The 17,677-nt window shown below is 72.7% G+C and carries 14 protein-coding genes; 4 read left to right on the forward strand and 10 right to left on the reverse strand.

Going from position 1 to position 17,677, the window contains the following annotated elements; translation table 11 throughout:
- Genes FHU33_RS17125 through FHU33_RS17135 form a run of 3 tightly spaced genes read right to left on the reverse strand, consistent with a single transcriptional unit; the run spans nucleotide 1 to nucleotide 4,924 of the window.
- The gene (locus tag FHU33_RS17125) at nucleotides 1-1,080 is read right to left on the reverse strand and encodes a PEP/pyruvate-binding domain-containing protein (RefSeq protein ID WP_142026412.1); all 1,080 of its coding nucleotides are present in this window, start codon (nucleotides 1,078-1,080) and stop codon (nucleotides 1-3) included.
- Entirely contained in the window at nucleotides 1,080-2,888 is a 1,809-nt protein-coding gene (locus FHU33_RS17130; protein WP_142026413.1) for a PEP-utilizing enzyme, read from the reverse strand. Before FHU33_RS17130 ends, FHU33_RS17125 begins: the two co-directional genes overlap by 1 nt.
- A 23-nt stretch (nucleotides 2,889-2,911) precedes the next feature.
- A complete protein-coding gene (locus FHU33_RS17135) occupies nucleotides 2,912-4,924 on the reverse strand; it encodes an acetoacetate--CoA ligase (RefSeq protein ID WP_170182494.1) in 2,013 nt (670 codons plus the stop codon).
- 90 nt (nucleotides 4,925-5,014) lie between these two features.
- Here FHU33_RS17135 and FHU33_RS17140 point away from each other — a divergent pair, with 90 nt between their 5' ends.
- Genes FHU33_RS17140 through FHU33_RS17155 form a run of 4 tightly spaced genes read left to right on the forward strand, consistent with a single transcriptional unit; the run spans nucleotide 5,015 to nucleotide 7,663 of the window.
- Nucleotides 5,015-5,836, forward strand: coding sequence for a helix-turn-helix domain-containing protein (locus FHU33_RS17140; RefSeq protein WP_142026415.1), 822 nt, complete (start codon nucleotides 5,015-5,017; stop codon nucleotides 5,834-5,836).
- Nucleotides 5,837-5,845: 9 nt separating this feature from the next.
- Entirely contained in the window at nucleotides 5,846-6,262 is a 417-nt protein-coding gene (locus FHU33_RS17145) for a hypothetical protein (protein WP_142026416.1), read from the forward strand.
- A 17-nt stretch (nucleotides 6,263-6,279) separates the two neighbouring features.
- Nucleotides 6,280-7,293 (forward strand): NADPH:quinone reductase, encoded by a 1,014-nt coding sequence (locus tag FHU33_RS17150; protein WP_142026417.1) that lies wholly within the window; start codon nucleotides 6,280-6,282, stop codon nucleotides 7,291-7,293.
- Between the two features lie 22 nt (nucleotides 7,294-7,315).
- Nucleotides 7,316-7,663, forward strand: coding sequence for a cupin domain-containing protein (locus FHU33_RS17155; RefSeq protein WP_142026418.1), 348 nt, complete (start codon nucleotides 7,316-7,318; stop codon nucleotides 7,661-7,663).
- A gap of 42 nt (nucleotides 7,664-7,705) precedes the next feature.
- Here the strand turns inward: FHU33_RS17155 and FHU33_RS17160 are convergent, their stop codons facing one another.
- The 7 genes from FHU33_RS17160 to FHU33_RS17190 form a co-directional block, all read right to left on the reverse strand.
- Nucleotides 7,706-8,485 (reverse strand): DeoR/GlpR family DNA-binding transcription regulator, encoded by a 780-nt coding sequence (locus tag FHU33_RS17160; protein ID WP_142026419.1) that lies wholly within the window; start codon nucleotides 8,483-8,485, stop codon nucleotides 7,706-7,708.
- Between the two features lie 13 nt (nucleotides 8,486-8,498).
- Nucleotides 8,499-9,536 carry a 4-hydroxythreonine-4-phosphate dehydrogenase PdxA gene (gene pdxA, locus FHU33_RS17165; protein ID WP_142026420.1) on the reverse strand — a complete coding sequence of 346 codons (1,038 nt, stop codon included), beginning with the start codon at nucleotides 9,534-9,536 and terminating at the stop codon, nucleotides 8,499-8,501.
- Between the two features lie 31 nt (nucleotides 9,537-9,567).
- A complete protein-coding gene (locus FHU33_RS17170) occupies nucleotides 9,568-10,893 on the reverse strand; it encodes a four-carbon acid sugar kinase family protein (protein WP_142026421.1) in 1,326 nt (441 codons plus the stop codon).
- Nucleotides 10,894-10,921: 28 nt separating this feature from the next.
- Nucleotides 10,922-12,397, reverse strand: coding sequence for a GntP family permease (locus tag FHU33_RS17175; protein ID WP_142026422.1), 1,476 nt, complete (start codon nucleotides 12,395-12,397; stop codon nucleotides 10,922-10,924).
- A gap of 330 nt (nucleotides 12,398-12,727) precedes the next feature.
- Nucleotides 12,728-13,882, reverse strand: coding sequence for an acyl-CoA dehydrogenase family protein (locus FHU33_RS17180; protein WP_142026423.1), 1,155 nt, complete (start codon nucleotides 13,880-13,882; stop codon nucleotides 12,728-12,730).
- A complete protein-coding gene (locus FHU33_RS17185) occupies nucleotides 13,882-15,885 on the reverse strand; it encodes an acetyl/propionyl/methylcrotonyl-CoA carboxylase subunit alpha (RefSeq protein WP_142027237.1) in 2,004 nt (667 codons plus the stop codon). Before FHU33_RS17185 ends, FHU33_RS17180 begins: the two co-directional genes overlap by 1 nt.
- A 102-nt stretch (nucleotides 15,886-15,987) precedes the next feature.
- A complete protein-coding gene (locus FHU33_RS17190; protein ID WP_142026424.1) occupies nucleotides 15,988-17,601 on the reverse strand; it encodes a carboxyl transferase domain-containing protein in 1,614 nt (537 codons plus the stop codon).
- Nucleotides 17,602-17,677 lie beyond the last annotated feature (76 nt).

The raw sequence follows: 17,677 nt of genomic DNA on the forward strand, positions 1-17,677 counted from the left end.
TCAGCCCTCCGACGGGCGCTTGCCGCCCAGCAGGTTGAAGACGTGGTCGAACGGGCGTGCGGCCGGGGCAGCCTTGGCCGCGCGGTCCTTCTCCGCCCACACCGTCTCCGGCCGGCTCTGCAGCAGGAAGACCTCGCCGGCGTCGTTCACCGCCCACTCGATGTCCTGCGGGCAGCCGTAGTGCCCTTCGACCCGCCGCGCGACCGCCACCAGCTCGGCGATCTCGTCGTCGGAGATCGCCGGCCGGTCCTGCAGCTCGGCCGGCACGTCGGTCTCCACCACCCCGGAGCCGGACGGGTCCGGCCGGTGCCAGCGGGTCTTCGTGGCCACGGTTCGCTTCATCTTGCCGGTCACCTTGCTGACGACGAACGAGTCGGGCGTGACGTCACCACTGACGACGGCCGAGCCCAGCCCCCAGCTTGCATCGATGGCGACCACCGACTTGTCGCCGCTCCTCGGGCTGCGGGTGAACAGCACGCCGGAGCTGCGCGCGCCGACCATCCGCTGGACGACGACGGCCATCCCCAGATCGGTCTCCGGGATGCCGCGGCGCAGCCGGTAGGTCACCGACTCGACGCTGTAGAGGCTGGCCCAGCAGCGGCGCACGTGCTGCAGCACCGAGTCGGCCCCGCGCACCCACAGGTAGGTGTCCTGCAGCCCGGCGAAGCTGGCCTCGGCGCTGTCCTCGCTGGTCGCACTCGACCGCACGGCCACGGGCAACGCGGGGTCGCCGCACTCCTCGCACAGCGCCGCATACGCCGCGGTGACCGCCTCGATGACCTCACCCGGCGGGGGCGCGGACTCCAGCACCGCCCGGATCCCGGCGGTGGCGGCAGCGAGCCCCTCGGCGTCCGCGGGATCGAGGGCGGCCACCCGGGCCGGGATCGACTCGCCGTCGACGGTCAGGTGCTCGACGGTCTGCCGGAAGGCCGCCGTCGTCACCGCGAAGCCGGTCGGCACCCGGATGCCGGCGCGCAGCAGCTCGCCGAGGCTGGCGCCCTTCCCGCCGACGGTCGCGACGTCGCCCAGGCCGACGTCGCGGAAGTGCAGGACGGAGCGGATGGCCATGAGCGTTCCCATCAGCTCAGCACGGTGACGACGCCGCGGTCGCCGTCGACCCGGACGCGGTCGCCGGTCCTGATCCGGGCGGTGGCCATGCCGGTGCCGACGACCGCCGGCATGCCGTACTCGCGGGCCACGATCGCCGCGTGCGACATCGTGCCGCCGATGTCGGAGACGGCCGCGGCGATCTTGCCGAAGACCGGGCCCCAGCTGGGGGCGGTCACCGGGCAGACGAGCACCTCGCCCTCGCGGATCTGACCGATGTCGTTGACGTTCAGCAGCACGCGAGCGACGCCTTCGACCACGCCGGGTGAGGCCGCGTAGCCGCGCACGGTCGACTCGTCGTCGTCGTCACCGCCGAGCCAGGTCTCGATCGTCTCCTGGGTGATGCCCCAGAGCATCTTCACGGCGGGGTCGTTCAGCGCCTCGGGGACGGCGCCCAGCGCGGGCGGCGGCGACCAGCCCGACAGCGCCTCGACGATCCGCTTGCGCTCGGCGACGATCGGCTGCCAGTGGCGGGCGCCGAGTTCGGTGCCGCCCGAGGCCCAGGCCAACTGGACGTCGGCGAGCGCGTCCTCGACCTCCACGTGCCGCAGGTGGAAGACGTCGTCGGCGGTCAGCAGCACGCCCCGCTCGGCCAGCAGCGCCCCGAAGGCCCGGATCTTCTGGAAGAAGCGGGTGGTGAACCAGTGCTCGCAGTAGAACTTGTGCGACTCGATGTAGGGGAACACCTGGCGGCACAGGCCCAGCATCTGGTCGAAGGCGGCCTTCTCCTCCTCGGCGTCCAGCAGGGCCCGGTACTGCCCGGCGATCCGGTCGCGCTCCTCGGCCAGGCGCTCGGTCGGGCGGGTGAGGTCCTCGCCGGCCGCGATCTGCTCGACGTAGCGCGGCAGGGCGGCGAAGGGCACGGTCAGGTCGTCGGCCCAGGACAGGTGGTGGTGGTAGAAGCCGTCACCGACCGAGACGTTGAACCACGGGTCCTTCGCCGCCTCCAGCGCGGCCAGCCAGCGGGCGCCGGCGTCCCCGCGCTCGCCGAGCGCCGCCAGCACCTTCGCCGGCTCCGCGCCCTCCACGAACAGATCCCCGAGATCGAGCTCCACGGCGAGCGCGGCGAGCTTCTTCAGCTCGTCGTCCGGCCGGTACATGGTGACGTCCATGCCGGCGACCATGCGGGCCACCATCTGGTCGCCCATCTCCGGGAAGGCCTGCTTGCAGAACTCGAAGAAGACGACGTAGGCGCCGTACCCGAGCATCAGCAGCTCGGTGTGGTGGTGCCACATCTTCGAGTACAGGTCGATGCAGCGGTGGAAGTTCTCGCGGAGGTAGTGGTTGGAGGCGATCCCGCGGCCACCCGTGACCACCTCGAGGGGGTCGAGCTCACCGAGTTCGGGCACCTCGACGGCCTCGATGTCGGCGATCAGCGCCTCGATGCGCTGCTGCCACTCGCCGTAGATCCGGTCCCAGTTGCCGTAGTAGTGGCCGGCCCGCTCCTGGAAGGCCGCGAACCGCCTGCCCTGCTCCGCCTCGTCGAGCACCGGGTTGGCGGTGATGTAGACCCGCCCGTTGACGATGCGGTACTCGATCCCCATGGTCGTCGGGAAGGAGAACAGCCGGGCGGTGTTGGCGCCGATGGCGGTGTACGGGATCTCCGAGGTGAGGCCGTCGAAGGCCGGGATCACCTCCGGGAAGTGCATGGAGTTGTAGAACCAGAAGCGCTGGTCGTCCTCGGGCTGGAACCGGGTGAAGTACGGGTACATCGCCTCCCAGCCCTCGGCGCCGGGGACGGCCTCGATCTGGGACGGCAGGGGGAACGATCGCTCGGGCATGGTGGGCTCCTGTCGGGGCGGGGTCAGCGCAGCGAGTAGTCGCGCTGGGTGCGGGCGTACTCGACGAAGTCGTCCAGGGCGGTGGGATCGGCCATGGCGTCGGGGTCGGCGACGACGGCGGGGTCGGCGCCCAGGAGCAGCCGGCGGACCGGGATCTCCAGCTTCTTGCCGCTGCGGGTCAGCGGGATGGCGCGGACGGCGACGATCGCGTCGGGCACGTGCCGGGGCGTGTACTCCTCGCGCAGCCTCCGCCGCAGGCGTCCCGCCAGCTCGTCGTCCAGCTCCGCGCCGGGGTTCAGCGAGACGAACAGCGGCATGAAGAAGCCGCCGTCGGGCAGGTCGAGGTTGACGATCAGCGCACCGAGGACGGCGGGGTCGTCCTCGACCACGCGGTAGATCTCCGCGGTGCCGATCCGCACGCCCTGCCGGTTGAGCACCGCGTCGGACCGGCCGCGCACGAAGCAGCCACCGCGCTCGTTGACCTCGAAGAAGTCCCCGTGCCGCCACACACCCGGAAAGGTCTCGAAGTAGCTGGCGCGATAGCGGGCGCCCTCGTCGTCACCCCAGAAGAACAGCGGCATCGACGGCATCGGCGCGGTGATCACCAGTTCGCCCACCTGGCCGACGACGGGGTGCCCGGCGTCGTCCCACGCCTGCGCCGCCACCCCCAGCGAGCGGGCCTGGATCTCCCCGGCCCGCACGGGAAGCGTCGGCACGCCGCCGACGAAGCCGGTGCAGCAGTCGGTGCCGCCGCTGCCCGTCGCGATCCAGAGGTCGGGCCCGACCGCGTCGTAGAACCACGCGGTGATCGCCGGCGACACCGGGGAGCCGGCCGGCATGACGATCTCCAGCGCGGAGAGGTCGAACCGCTCTCTCGGCACGACGCCGGCCTTCTGCATCAGCTCGACGAACGTGGGGCTCGCGCCGAAGAGGCGGGCCCGGCTGTCCTGCGCGGTGCGCCAGAGTACGTCGACGTCGGGGTGGGACGGATTGCCGTCGTAGAGCACGGGGACGATGCCCTGCAGCAGCATGCTGACGCAGAAGTTCCACATCATCCAGCCGGTGGTGGTGAAGAAGAAGGCGCGGTCACCCGGGCGCAGGTCGAGGTGGAACGCCTGCAGCTTCAGCTGCTCGAGCAGGATCCCGCCGTGCCCGTGCACGATCGCCTTGGGCAGGCCGGTGGTGCCGGAGGAGAACAGCACCCACAGCGGATGGTCGAAGGGCACCTGCTCGCAGGCGAAGTCGGCGGCCGGCACGGTCGGGCCGGCCAGCACGTCGTCCCACGGCGTGCCGGGCGCCTCCAGCCCGAGCACCGGCACCCGCACGACCTCGCGCAGGTTCGGCAACCCGGCCACGAGCTCGGCCACCTCGCCCCGGCGGTCGAAGTTCCTGCCGCCGTAGCGGTAGCCGTCGGCGGCGAAGAGGACCGTCGGCTCCAGCTGGCCCAGCCGGTCGAGCGCGCCCCGCGAGCCGAAGTCCGGTGAGCAGCTGGCCCAGACGGCGCCGACGCTCGCCGCCGCCACCATCGCGACGACGGCCTCGGGCACGTTCGGCAGGTAGGCGACGACCCGGTCCCCCGGCCGGACGCCCCGGTCGCGCAGATGCGTGGCGACGGCGCGGACCTGGCGGGTGAAGTCCTCCCACGGCAGCTCCCGCAGCGGGGTGGTCTCACCGACCGCCAGCAGCGCCGGCTGCCCGGCTCGCTCCTGGGCCAGCACGTGCTCGGCGAAGTTCAGCCGGGCGCCGGGGAACCACCGGGCGCCGGGCATCTCCCGGCTCTCCAGGACGGCGGTGTGCGGTGCCGACGAGCCGACGTCGAAGAAATCCCAGACCGCCTGCCAGAACTCCTCGAGCTCGCTGGTCGACCACGTCCAGAGGTCGGCGTAGTCACCGAACGTCCGGCCGGTGCGCGTCTCCGCGAAGCGGGTGAACTCGGCCAACCGCGTCTGCTCCGCCCGCTCCGGCGGTGGCGACCAGAGCAGGTCGCCCTCCCGTACCGCCGGGGAGGTGGCGGTGTCCGCCGCCGACGAAGCCATGGGCAGACAGTGGCGCAGCGGCAGTGTGATGAGCAACACTCATGCGCACGTATTTCACGCCGTGAAAAGCAGCAGCTGAATCGGGGTTCCGTGCGCGAGTACCGGGTCAAGACGATCGACTCCCTCGCCCGCGGGCTCCAGGTCCTCCAGGTCCTGCAGGAGGTGCGGGCGGCGAGCCTGCACGACCTCCATCTGGCCACCGGCATCCCCAAGCCGACCCTGACGCGGATCCTCTTCACCGCCTACCGGCACGGCCTGGTCTGGCAGCGGATGGTCGACGGCGCCTTCCTCCCGAGCCACACGCTGCAGCGGCGGATGGAGACCGACGACGGCGAGTGGCTGGTCGAGATCGCCTCGCCGGTGCTCGGCGAGCTCTCCCAGCGGCTGCAGTGGCCGTCGGTCATCTCGGTGCCGCGGCTGGACTACATGGAGACGCTGGAGACCAACAGCTCGCGCACCTACTTCGACGCCCTCCCGCCTCGGCCGCACGGATTCCGGGTGAACATGCTCGGGTCGGCGTCCGGCCGGGCCTACCTGGCCTTCTGCCCCCAGCAGGAACTGGAGGCGGTGCTGGCCCGGCTGCGCCTGAAGAAGGACCCCGCGTACCGGCTGGCACAGGACGACGCCGCCGTCCGCCGGATGGTCGAGACCACGCGGCGGCGGGGCTACAGCGTCCGGGCGCCCGACTTCGGCGGGGACCACGACCGGCCGCGGTCGGAGGTCGACGACGGCCGGGAGTCGATCGCGATGCCCGTCCGGGTCGACGGTCGGGTCGTCGGGTGCATCAACCTCACCTGGCGCCGGCAAGCCCTGTCGTTGCCGACGGCGGTGCAGCGCCACCTCGAGGACCTGCGCACCGCCGTCCGGACGGTCGAGGAGCGGGCCCGGGAGGCAGGCCTCGGACACGGCTAACCTCCGGCGGTGGGGTACTTCGGAAAGCTCGCCTACAGCGACGGCCGGTGGAGCGCAGGCGGTCCGACCGCGGTGCCCTTCCTGCTGGTCGACGTGCACGACAGCGACATCGCGACCGTCGACTACCGCGCGGCCGACGCCTCGGGCGGACGCTTCTACCTGGGCTACGAGCCGCGGATCTACTTCGAGGAGCCCGACGCCGGCGACCCGGTGGACACGGCGGCCGAGGCGGCGGGGTTCGCCCGCTGGGCCCGGGAGGCGGCCGGTACGGACGTCGCCCCGGACGACGTGCAGCGGCTCATGGCCGCACCGGACGGCTCCCCACCCGCCGACGACGTCGTGGAGGAGACGGTCGAGCGGCTCCTGGCCCTGGTGGGGCTCCCGGCACCGGACTGGCCTACCGACGACGACGCGCCCGCCGGCTAGGAGGTAGGAAGGGACCCGTGCGCGCCATCTCCTACACGCAGCCCGGTGGTCCCGACGTCCTCCAGCTATCCGAGCACCCGATCCCCGAACCCGGCCCCGGCGAGGTCCGCGTCCGCGTCGCCTTCTCCGGGGTCAACCCGACCGACTGGAAGTCGCGCAGCAAGACCCCGCCCGGCCCGGAGGGGCAGATCCCGAACCAGGACGGCTCCGGCACCGTCGACGCCGTCGGCCAGGGCGTCGACCCGGTGCTGGTCGGTGAGCGGGTGTGGATCTGGGAGGCGGCCTGGCAACGGCCGTACGGCACGGCGGCCGAGTTCACCGTCGTCCCCGTTCGGCAGACCGTGCTCCTCGGACCGGACGGGACCTTCGAGCTGGGCGCGGCGCTCGGCATCCCGTTCCTCACCGCGCACCGCTGCCTGACCGTCGCGGAGTCGCTGCCCGATCGCATCGGCCCCGGCACGCTGACCGGCCGCACGGTGCTCGTGCAGGGCGGGGCCGGCGCGGTCGGCAACGCCGCCATCCAGCTGGCCCGCTGGGCCGACGCCACGGTCGTCGCGACGGTGAGCAGCCCGGAGAAGGCACAGCTGGCCGCCGCGGCCGGCGCCGACCACGTCGTGGACTACCGCCGGCAGGACGTCGTCACCGAGGTCCGCAAGATCGCGCCGAAGGGCATCGACACGATCGTCGAGGTCTCGGCCGCCGTGAACGCAGGCGTCGACGCACAGGTCATCGGCATGCACGGGGCCGTCGCCATGTACGCCGACGACGGCGGGGCCGAGGTGACCGTGCCGGTGCGGCTGCAGATGGGCCCGAACGCCCGCTGGCAGTTCGTCCTCGTCTACACCGAGCCGGCCCGGGCCAAGGAGATCGGCGTCGAGGACGTGAACGCCGCCGTCCTCGACGGCGCGATCCGCGTCGGCCGGGAGGCCGGGCTGCCGCTGCACGTCTTCCCGCTGGAGCACACCGCGCAGGCGCACCAGGCGGTGCAGGACGGCGCCGTCGGGAAGGTGCTGATCGACGTCACGGCGTGACGGGCGCCCCTAGGCTCCGCCCATGAGCACCGTGGACGTGCGCCAGCTCTCCGCCGAACTGATCGACCGCGCCGCCCGGGGGTCGGCGCACCGCGCGGCCAGCACCCTGCCGCACCCGGTGGACGGGCTGCGGCAGACGCTGATCGCGCTGCTGGCCGGCGCCGAGCTCGGCGAGCACGAGAGCCCCGGCCCGGCCAGCCTGCTGGTGCTCCGCGGCCGGGTGCGGCTGCTCGCCGGGGACGAGACCGTCGAGGTGGCCGCGCACGAGTTCAGCCCGATCCCCGACCGGCGGCACAGCCTGCACGCCGACGAGGACAGCGTGGTCCTGCTCAGCGTCGCCATCCCCGACCGCGCTCCGCTGACCGACTGAGCGAGGCGCAGTGCGCCCGAGCCGGCATCGCCGCCGGGCGCCTCACCCCACCGCGACCACGCTGACGCCGCTGCGCGCGAAATCGGCGACGGTCTCGGCGTCGACACCCGCATCGGTGAGGACGGTCCACGAGGTACCGATGGTCGTCCAGGCGGGGGCGTTGGCCGGGACGAACTTGGACGAGTCGGCGAGCAGGACCACCTGGCCGGACCGCCCCGCGACCAGTTCCTTGACGTAGGTCTCCTCGACGGTGGGTTCTCCCAGGCCCTTGCCCGCGTCGAGGGTGTCGGCGCCGAGGAATGCGACGTCGAACGCGAGGCGCGCCAGCGCGACCTCCGAGAGCGCCCCGGCGACGCCGTGGCTCAGCGACTGCACCTGCCCGCCGATGATGATCACCCGCACGTCGGGGGCCCGGGCGAGCAGGAGGGCCGTCTCGAGGCCGCGGGTCACCACGGTCAGCGGTCCCCGATCGGCGAGGACCCGCGCGAGTGCCAGGCACGTCGTCCCGGCGTCGAGGAAGACGCTGCCCTCGGCCGGCACCAATTCTGCCGCGGCCATGGCGATCGCCGCCTTCGCCTCGGCGTGCAACCGGGCACTCTCGCCGAACGATCGCTCGTGGAAGACGTCGCGCACCAGCGCACCGCCGTAGGTGCGGGCGATGCGCCCCTCCCGCTGCAGCCGGGTCAGGTCACGACGCACCGTGGACGGGGAGACGCCGGCCCGCTCGGCCAGCGTCTCCACCGCGTCGATGCCGCTGCGCAGCAGCGTCACCAGCGCCTCGTGCCGCTCCTCCGTCGCCCGCCGCCTCCGCGCCCCGCTCATGGACGCCGTGTTCTCAGGATCCGTAGGTGCGTCGGATGTTGTCGACGAAGGGCGCGTAGTCGACGGCGGCGAGGTAGGCCGACAGCATCGTCCCGTGCCCGGCCTTGCCGGTGCCGGCGATGTCGAACGCCGTGCCGTGGTCGACCGAGGTCCGCAGGATCGGCAGGCCGACCGTGACGGAGATCGTGCCGTCGAAGTCGAACGTCTTCGCCGGGATGTGCCCCTGGTCGTGGTACTGGGAGAGCACGCCGTCGAACCGGCCGACCAGGCCCTGGTGGAAGACGGAATCGGCGGGGATCGGTCCGCTCACGTCCAGGCCCTCGGCCCGCGCCGCCTCGCAGGCGGGCGCGATGTGCACGATCTCCTCGTCCCCGAAGTTGCCGTTCTCACCCCCGTGCGGGTTCAGCGCGGCGACGGCCAACCGGGGCTGGTCCACGCCGAAGACCTGCAGCGCGGTGTGCGCCTTGCGGATCGAGTCCTGGATCCGCTCCTTGGTCAGCTGGTCGATCGCCTTGCGCAGCGAGACGTGCCGCGTCGCGAAGAAGATCCGCAGGTGGTGACCGGCCGCCGCGGAGTTGCGGACGACGAACATCGTGTCCTGCTGGGTGACCCCCGTCAGCTCGCCCAGCATCTCGGTGTGGCCCAGGTGCTCGGAGCCGGCGGCCCAGATGGCCTCCTTGTTGATCGGTCCGGTGACGATCCCGGCCACCTTGCGCTCCATGGCGGCACGGGTCGCGGTCTCGATCGCGGCGACCGCGGCCCGGCCGGCGCGCTCGTCGACCTTGCCCCACTCGGGCACGTCGTCGCCGAGCACCCCGGTGTCGACGATGTCGATGACCCCGTCGGCCGGTTCGGTGTCGAAGCCGTCGACGGTGCGCACCTCGACGTCCAGGCCCATCGCCTCGACCCCGCGCCGCAGCGCCGCGGCATCACCGACGGCGACGCCGTGGTGGTCGGTCGCCCCGGCCTGCTCGGCCAGCGTGCGCGCCGTGATCTCGGGCCCGATCCCCACCGGGTCGCCGAGGGTCAGTGCGAGTACGTGTCGGGTCATGTGCGTCTCCCTTGATTCTGGTGAGCGTCGGTCAGGGGGATTGCCGCGTCTGGGCCGAGGCGACGTGGCGGCGCTCGAGCTCGACGGTCTGGCGGAGGTGGTCGAGGCAGGCGACGGTCGTGCCCACGTCACCGACGAGGCCTCCCTTGGTGGCGATGTGCAGCCCGTCCCACGGCCCGCCGACGAGGGTGCCTGCGACGGCCAGGGGGACGACTTCCCCGGAGATCTCCAGCCCGTGCGAGCCGAGTTCACTCAGGACGGCCGCCGTGACGTCACCTCCGGTGGTGAACAACCCTTCCACGACATGGTTCTCCATCGCGCGGCGCACCGCGGCCGCCAGTTCACGGGGGATCCGATCGGCGTCCTCCGCCGATGTCGGCCGCACGTCGGAGTCCTCGATCACCGTCGCGAAGACGACGATGTCGTCGGCGCCGGCGGCGGCCAGGGCTCCGTCGAGCACGGCCGTGGCTGCCTCGAGGTCGGGCACCGCGCTGTGGGGAAGGGGCGGCACCCGGTGCACCGTGGCACCTCGCTCGGCGGCCAGTTGCTGGAGCTGCTTGCGGGTGAGCTCCGTCGCCGAGCCCGAGACGACCAGCAGCGGCGCGCCACGCGTCGTGCGGTTCAGCCCGAGCGCCCGGGCCATGGCCACCGATCCCGGTCCCGGGTCGCTGGTCACCCAGACGAGGTCCAGACCCTCCGACGCCGTCACGGCGGCGGCGGTGATCCGGTCCAGGTGCTCCTCCGTGGTGGCGTCCGCGACGAGCAGGGCGACGCCCGCCTCGAGCGCCGCCCTGATCTCGGCCACCAGCGCCTCCGGGCGGCCGGTCACCGTGGCCATGGGCAGCAGATGGGTGGTCAGCCCGGTCTGCTGACGGAGGATCTCGACGACCTCCGAGGTGTGCATCGGCGTGCGGGCGTCCCGGGCGACCTCCGTCTCCTCCAGCCGGCGCCCGTCCAGCAACTGGGTGCCGCCGATGGTGTGCCGTCCTGCCGCCGGGTGCGCGGGGGCGCACAGTCCCACGACCCGGGCGCCCGCGAGGGTGTGGACCTCGTCGACCAGGGCTTCCGTCGTCGCCCCGACGTTGCCGCGCAGCGTGGTGTCGATCCGGTTGCAGACCAGCCGGGCCGGCCAGCCGGCCCGGACGACGGAGCGGACCCGGGCAGCAGCGACGTCCGGCGGGAGGTGCCGGCTGTCCGTCGTCGCCACCACCACGTCGAAGCGGGAGACCATCCCGGTGATCACCTCGGCCCCGGAGGCGGCGCTCGCCGTCGCCGCCCGGAGACCGGCGGCGGCGAACCCCGCGGCGGTGGCGTTCGCCCCGGTCAGGTCGTCGGCGACGACGAGCACCTCAGCCATGATCCCGGCCCAGCGATCCGGCGCCGGATCAGAGGAAGAGGCTGGCGATCAGCAGCAGCGGCAGCGAGGCCGCCCAGACCGCCGTCGTGATGCCCGACCAGCCCTTGAGCGCGGCGGTGCCCTCCAGCCCGGTGAAGCGGGTGACGACCCAGAAGTAGGAGTCGTTGAAGTAGCTGAAGACCATCGACCCCGCGGTGCAGGCCAGGGCCGCCAGCAGCGCCGACAGCCCGAGGGTGTCCACCAGCGGAGCCGTGACCGACGCGGCGGTGATCATGGCCACCGTGCCCGAGCCCTGCGCGATGCGGACCAGCGAGGCGATCAGGAAGGGCACCAGGACGCTGGGCAGCGACACGGCGGCGATCGCCTCGGCCAGCGCGTCGCCGACACCGGTGTCGCGCAGCACCTGGCCGAGGGCACCACCGGCACCGGTGATCAGGATGATCAGTCCGGCGGAGGCCGCGGCGTCGGCGAGCCAGCCGTGCACCCGGTTGCGCGGCGTCCAGCGGGGCAGCAGCAGGTAGACCGCCAGGACGATGCCGATGATCAGCGCGACGACCGGGTTGCCGATGAACGACATGACGCCGGCGAAGGCGGAGGGCGTGTACTCGTCGGTCGGCGAGAGAACGCCCTGGGCGTTCCGGTCGATCGCCGTCGTCACCGTGTTGAGGACGATCAGCAGCAGCGGCACGAGCAGCGGCACGGCGGCCAACCCGAAGCCGACCTTGTGCGGCTCGGCCCCGGCGGGTGCCTCGCCCAGCTCGGAGGCGGGCTCCTCCCGCAGCGGCTCACCGAGGTCGTCGGTCCCCGCGCCGACGCTGCCGGTTCCGCCGACGCCCGTGCTGGCCGGCACGCCGTGGTAGACGGCCTCCCGGACCTGCGGGGTGATCTCGCTCTCCAGCTTCGGGCCGATCCAGACCGCATAGCCGATGACGACCGGGAGGAGCAACAGGGTGAAGACCAGACCGGCGAGGATGAGCGCGCCGAGATCGGCACCCAGGATGCCGGCGACCCCCAGCGGGCCGGGGGTGGGCGGGACCAGGTGGTGGGTCAGGGTCATGCCACAGCCGAGGGCCAGGGCGAGCGTCACGTAGCGGCCGCGGATCCGGCGCGCGATCGACCGCGCGAGCGGGTTCATGATCACGTAGCCGGAGTCGCAGAACACCGGGATGGAGACGACCGCACCGGTTCCCGCCATCGCCCAGTGCTCGCGGCCCTTGCCGAGGAGCTTGACGAACTTCTGGGCCAGCGCGTCGGCCGCACCGGAGACCTCGAGGATCTTGCCGATGGCCACGCCCAGCCCGATGACGATGCCGATCGAGGCGAGCGTGTTCCCGAAGCCCGTCGTGATCGAGGAGATGATCTCGCCGGCCGGGGCGCCGGCGACGAAGCCGGTGACCAGGGCCGCGATCAGGAGCGCCACGAACGCGTCGAGGCGGGTGCTCAGCACGAGCACGACGATCGTCGCGATGCCGAGCACGAGTGCGAGGAGCAGCTGTACGTCCACCCGGAACCTCCCTGCCACTCCCCCACCGCTGGGGGAGAACCAAGGGAATCGTGAGGTAGGCAACTGCGCAAAGCAAGCGCAACCGAGCGGTAACTTGCGCAAAACGCGCAACTAGGCCGCCGACGGCTCGCCCCTCGACCGGAGCCGGGTCCCGCGGGCGGACGGCGGCACGCTCAGGGTGCGCCTCCGTCGCGCCGCCCGCCCGTCGGTGCACCGTGCGGACGTAGGCGGTGCTCCCCAGGCCTCTGGCCGCTTCAGCGAACGTTCAGCCGCACCGTGGCGCGGCTTCACGTCAGGCGAGGCGGTCAGACCGCAGGGAGGGTGCGGCTCTCAGCCGACGCCGAGGTCGCGGGCGATGAGCATCCGCTGCACCTCGCTGGTGCCCTCGCCGATCTCGAGGATTTTCGCGTCGCGGTAGAAGCGGCCCACCGGGAACTCGTTCATGAACCCGTACCCACCGTGCACCTGGGTGGCGTAGCGCGCGTTGTCCATCGCGACCTCGGAGCTGTACAGCTTCGCGATCGAGGCCTCGCGCTTGAACGGCTCACCCCGCAGCATCTTCTCCGCCGCCCGGTAGTAGGCCAGCCGCGCGGTCGAGGCGCGCACCTCCATGTCGGCGATCATGAACTGGATGGCCTGGTTCTTCCCGATCGGCTGCCCGAACGCCTCGCGCTCACCGGCGTACTTCACCGACTCGTCCACGCACCCCTGGGCCAGCCCCACCGACAGCGCCGAGATCGCGATCCGCCCCTCGTCGAGGATGGAGAGGAACTGCGCGTAGCCGCGGCCCCGCTCCCCCACCAGGTTCTCCTCGGGCACGCGGACGTCGGTGAACGACAGCTCGCGGGTGTCGGAGGCGTTCCAGCCGACCTTCGAGTACCGCTGCCCGACGACGAAGCCCGGCGTCCCGGACGGCACGATGATCGCCGAGATCTCCTTGCCGCCGTCGGGGCGCGTGCCGGTGACGGCGGTGACGGTGACCAGCTGGGTGAGGTCGGTACCGGCGTTGGTGATGAACGCCTTCGACCCGTTGATCACCCAGTGCCCGTCCTCCAGCCGCGCGGTCGTGCGGGTCGCCCCGGCGTCGGAGCCGCCGCCGGGCTCGGTCAGCCCGAACGCACCGAGCGCCTCGCCGGCGCACAGCCGCGGCAGCCACTCCTTCTTCTGCTCGTCTGTGCCGAACCGGTAGATCGGCATGGCTCCGAGAGAGACGCCGGCCTCGACGGTGATCGCCATCGACGAGTCGACCCGCGCCAGCTCCTCGAGGGCGACGCAGAGGTCGAAATAGGTGCCGCCCGCCCCGCCGTACTCCTCGGGGAACGGCAGCCCGAACAGCCCGAGCTCGCCCATCTGGCGCACGATCTCCGTCGGGAACTCGTCCCGCTCGTAGAACTCGCCGATCTGCGGGGCGATCACCTCTCGCGCGAACTCCCGCACGGTCGTGCGGAGGGCCTCGGTCTCGGTGTCGAGCCGGTAGTCCAGCATCAGTTCTCCTGCTCCTCGGGAGCGGCGGCGGCCGGGGTCACCAGCGCCACCCGCTCGTCCAGCGCGACCGTCTGGCCGGCTGTCACACCGAGCTCGGTGACCGTCCCCGCGACGGGGGCGGTCAGCACGTGCTCCATCTTCATCGCCTCGACGACCAGCAGCGGGGTCCCCGCCGCCACCTCGTCACCGACCGCGGCCTGCACCACGGTCACGGTCCCCGGCATGGGCGCGGTCACCACGCCGTCGGCGCCGGCGCCCTCGGCGTGCGCCGTCAGCCGCTCCTGCTCGCGCAGCGCCGTCACCCGCCCCTCGGCGGCCAGCCACACCGTGCCGCCCTCGTGGACGACGGTGTAGGAGGTGGTGCGGTCGCCGACGGTCACGGTCAGCCGGTCGCCGGCCCGCGAGGCCCGGGCCGGCACCCGTTCGCCGTCCCCGAGGCGCACCTCGGCGGCGGCCGCCCGGCCCCGGACGGCCACCTCCACCGGCTCCCCGCCGGCCGCCTGCAGCCGGCGGACCGTCCAGGCCGGCTCACCCAGCCGCCAGCCGTCCGGCACGTCCCAGCGGTCGACCACCGGCCCGGCCGGCTCGGTCTCCAGCAGCAGGGCCAGCGCCGCGGCCGCGTACACGGGAAACGGCACCTCGCCCACCGCGGTCAGGGCGTCCCCGCGGCGCTCGATCAACCCCGTGTCCAGCTTCCCGGCGACGACGTCGGGGTCGGTGAGCAGCGCCCGCAGGAACGCGGCGTTCGTCGTCACCCCGAGGACGGCGCTGTGCCCGAGCGCGCCGACCAGCCGGGCGCGCGCGGTCTCCCGGGTCGGCGCCCAGGCGACGACCTTGGCCAGCATCGGGTCGTAGTCGGAGCCGACGACGGTGCCGACGGCCAGCGAGCTGTCGAACCGGATGCCGGGGCCCGACGGCTCGACCAGGCCCAGCACCGTGCCCGCCTGCGGGAGGAAACCGCGCGAGGGGTCCTCGGCGTAGAGCCGGGCCTCGATCGCGTGCCCGTCCAGCGTCACGTCGCTCTGGTCGATCGGCAGCCGCTCCCCCGCCGCGACTCGGATCTGCTGCTCGACGAGGTCCAGGCCGGTGATGCACTCGGTCACCGGGTGCTCCACCTGCAGGCGGGTGTTCATCTCCAGGAAGAAGAAGTCGCGGGGCCGGTCGGCGTCGACGATGAACTCGACCGTGCCGGCACCGGTGTAGCCGACCGCCCTGGCGGCCTCCACGGCCGCCCGGCCCATGGAGGCGCGCATCGACGTGTCCAGGAGCGGGGACGGCGCCTCCTCGATCACCTTCTGGTGCCGGCGCTGCAGGCTGCACTCGCGCTCGCCGAGGTGGATGACGGTGCCGTGCGCGTCGCCGAGGACCTGCACCTCGATGTGCCGGGAGTTCCCGACGTACCGCTCGACCAGCAGGGTGTCGTCGCCGAATGAACTGGCCGCCTCGCGCCGGGCTCCCGCGATGGCCTCGGGCAGCTCCTCCGTCGAGCGCACCACCCGCATGCCCTTGCCTCCGCCACCGGCGCTGGGCTTGAGCAGCACCGGGAAGCCGACGGCGACGGCGGCGTCGGTGACCTGGTCGTCGGTCATGCCGGGCTCGGTCCGGCCCGGGACGACGGGGACGCCGGCGGCCATCACGGTCTGCTTGGCGCGGATCTTGTCGCCCATGGCCTCGATCGCCGCCACCGGTGGGCCGATGAAGACGATGCCGGCCTTCTCGCACGCCCGGGCGAACTCGACGTTCTCCGAGAGGAACCCGTAGCCGGGGTGGATCGCCTGGGCGCCGGTGCCGACGGCCGCCTCGAGCACCCGCTCGATCGACAGGTAGCTCTGGGCGGCGGGCGCGGGGCCGATCGGGACGGCGACGTCGGCCAACCGGGTGTGCAGGGCGCCGGCGTCCGCGTCGCTGTAGACGGCGACGGAGCGGATGCCCATCTCGCGGAGCGTGCGGATCACCCGGACGGCGATCTCACCCCGGTTCGCCACGAGCACGGTGCCGAACATCCCGCTCACCGCCGTCCCCCGACCCGGCCCGCGCGGCATTTATGGCCATAACTGCCGCTCTTCCCCGAGCCCGCGCGGCGTTTATGGCCATAACTGCCGGTCTCACATGCGGAAGACGCCATAGCCGACCTCCTCGAGTGGCGCGTTGGCACAGGCGGAGAGGGCCAGGCCGAGGACGGTGCGGGTGTGCGCGGGGTCGATGACGCCGTCGTCCCAGAGGCGGGCCGTGGCGTAGTAGGGGTGACCCTGAGCCTCGTACTGCTCGCGGATGGGCGCCTTGAACGCCTCTTCCTCCTCCGCCGGCCACTCCTCGCCACGGGCCTCCAGGCCGTCGCGGCGGACCTGCGCCAGCACCGACGCCGCCTGCTCACCGCCCATCACCGAGATGCGGGCGTTGGGCCAGGTGAAGAGGAAGCGGGGCGAGTAGGCCCGGCCGCACATCGAGTAGTTGCCGGCCCCGAACGAGCCACCGATGACCACGGTCAGCTTCGGTACCCGGGCGCAGGCGACCGCAGTGACCATCTTGGCGCCGTGCTTGGCGATGCCACCGGCCTCGTAGTCGCGGCCGACCATGAACCCGGAGATGTTCTGCAGGAACAGCAGCGGGATCTTGCGGCGGTCGCAGAGCTCGATGAAGTGCGCGCCCTTGAGCGCCGACTCGGCGAACAGCACGCCGTTGTTGGCGACGATCCCCACCGGGTGGCCGTGCAACCGGGCGAAGCCGGTGACCAGGGTCGGGCCGTACAGCGGCTTGAACTCGGCGAAACGGCTCCCGTCGACCAGCCGGGCGATCACCTCGCGGACGTCGTAGGGCGTGCGCGGATCCGGCGGCACGACGTCGTACATCGACTCCGGCGCGTGCACCGGCTCCTCGACCGGCTCGACGCCCCAGGGCCGGGGCTCGCGCGGACCCAGCGTCCCGATGATCTGCCGGACGAGCTGCAGGGCATGCGCGTCGTCGTCGGCCAGGTGGTCGGTGACCCCGCTGACCCGGCTGTGCAGGTCTCCCCCGCCGAGGTCCTCGGCGGTGACCACCTCACCGGTCGCGGCCTTCACCAGGGGCGGCCCACCCAGGAAGATCGTGCCCTGCTCCCGGACGATCACGGCCTCGTCGCTCATCGCCGGCACGTACGCGCCACCGGCGGTGCACGAGCCGAGGACGGCGGCGATCTGCGGGATGCCCGCCTTCGACATCGTCGCCTGGTTGAAGAAGATGCGGCCGAAGTGCTCGCGGTCGGGGAAGACCTCGTCCTGCATCGGCAGGAACGCCCCGCCGGAGTCGACCAGGTAGACGCAGGGCAGCCGGTTGTGCAGCGCCACCTCCTGGGCGCGCAGGTGCTTCTTCACCGTCATGGGGTAGTAGGTGCCGCCCTTGACGGTGGCGTCGTTGGCGACGACCACGCACTCGCGGCCGGCGATCCGGCCGATGCCGGTGATGATCCCGGCGGCCGGCGCGTCGCCGTCGTAGAGGCCGTGCGCGGCCAGCGGGGAGAGCTCGAGGAACGGGCTGCCCGGGTCGAGCAGTGTGTCCACCCGCTCCCGGGGCAGCAGCTTGCCGCGGTCGACGTGCCGCTGCCGGGCCCGTTCACCCCCGCCGAGCGCCACCCTGCTCAGCTGGGTGGCGAGATCGGCCGCGAGTTCGGCGTGCGCGGCGGCGTTGCGGGCGACGCTCGCCGCGTCCGCCGCGACGACTGGGGAGAGCACGGGCGCGTCCACGCCAGTGAGGTTAACCGCCGTTCACTCCGACGGTCCACCTCACACCCCGGAGCGGTTAACGCCGGTTCACTGCGGC

Origin of the sequence: Blastococcus colisei (assembly GCF_006717095.1) — a bacterium.
Lineage (GTDB): Bacteria > Actinomycetota > Actinomycetes > Mycobacteriales > Geodermatophilaceae > Blastococcus_B > Blastococcus_B colisei.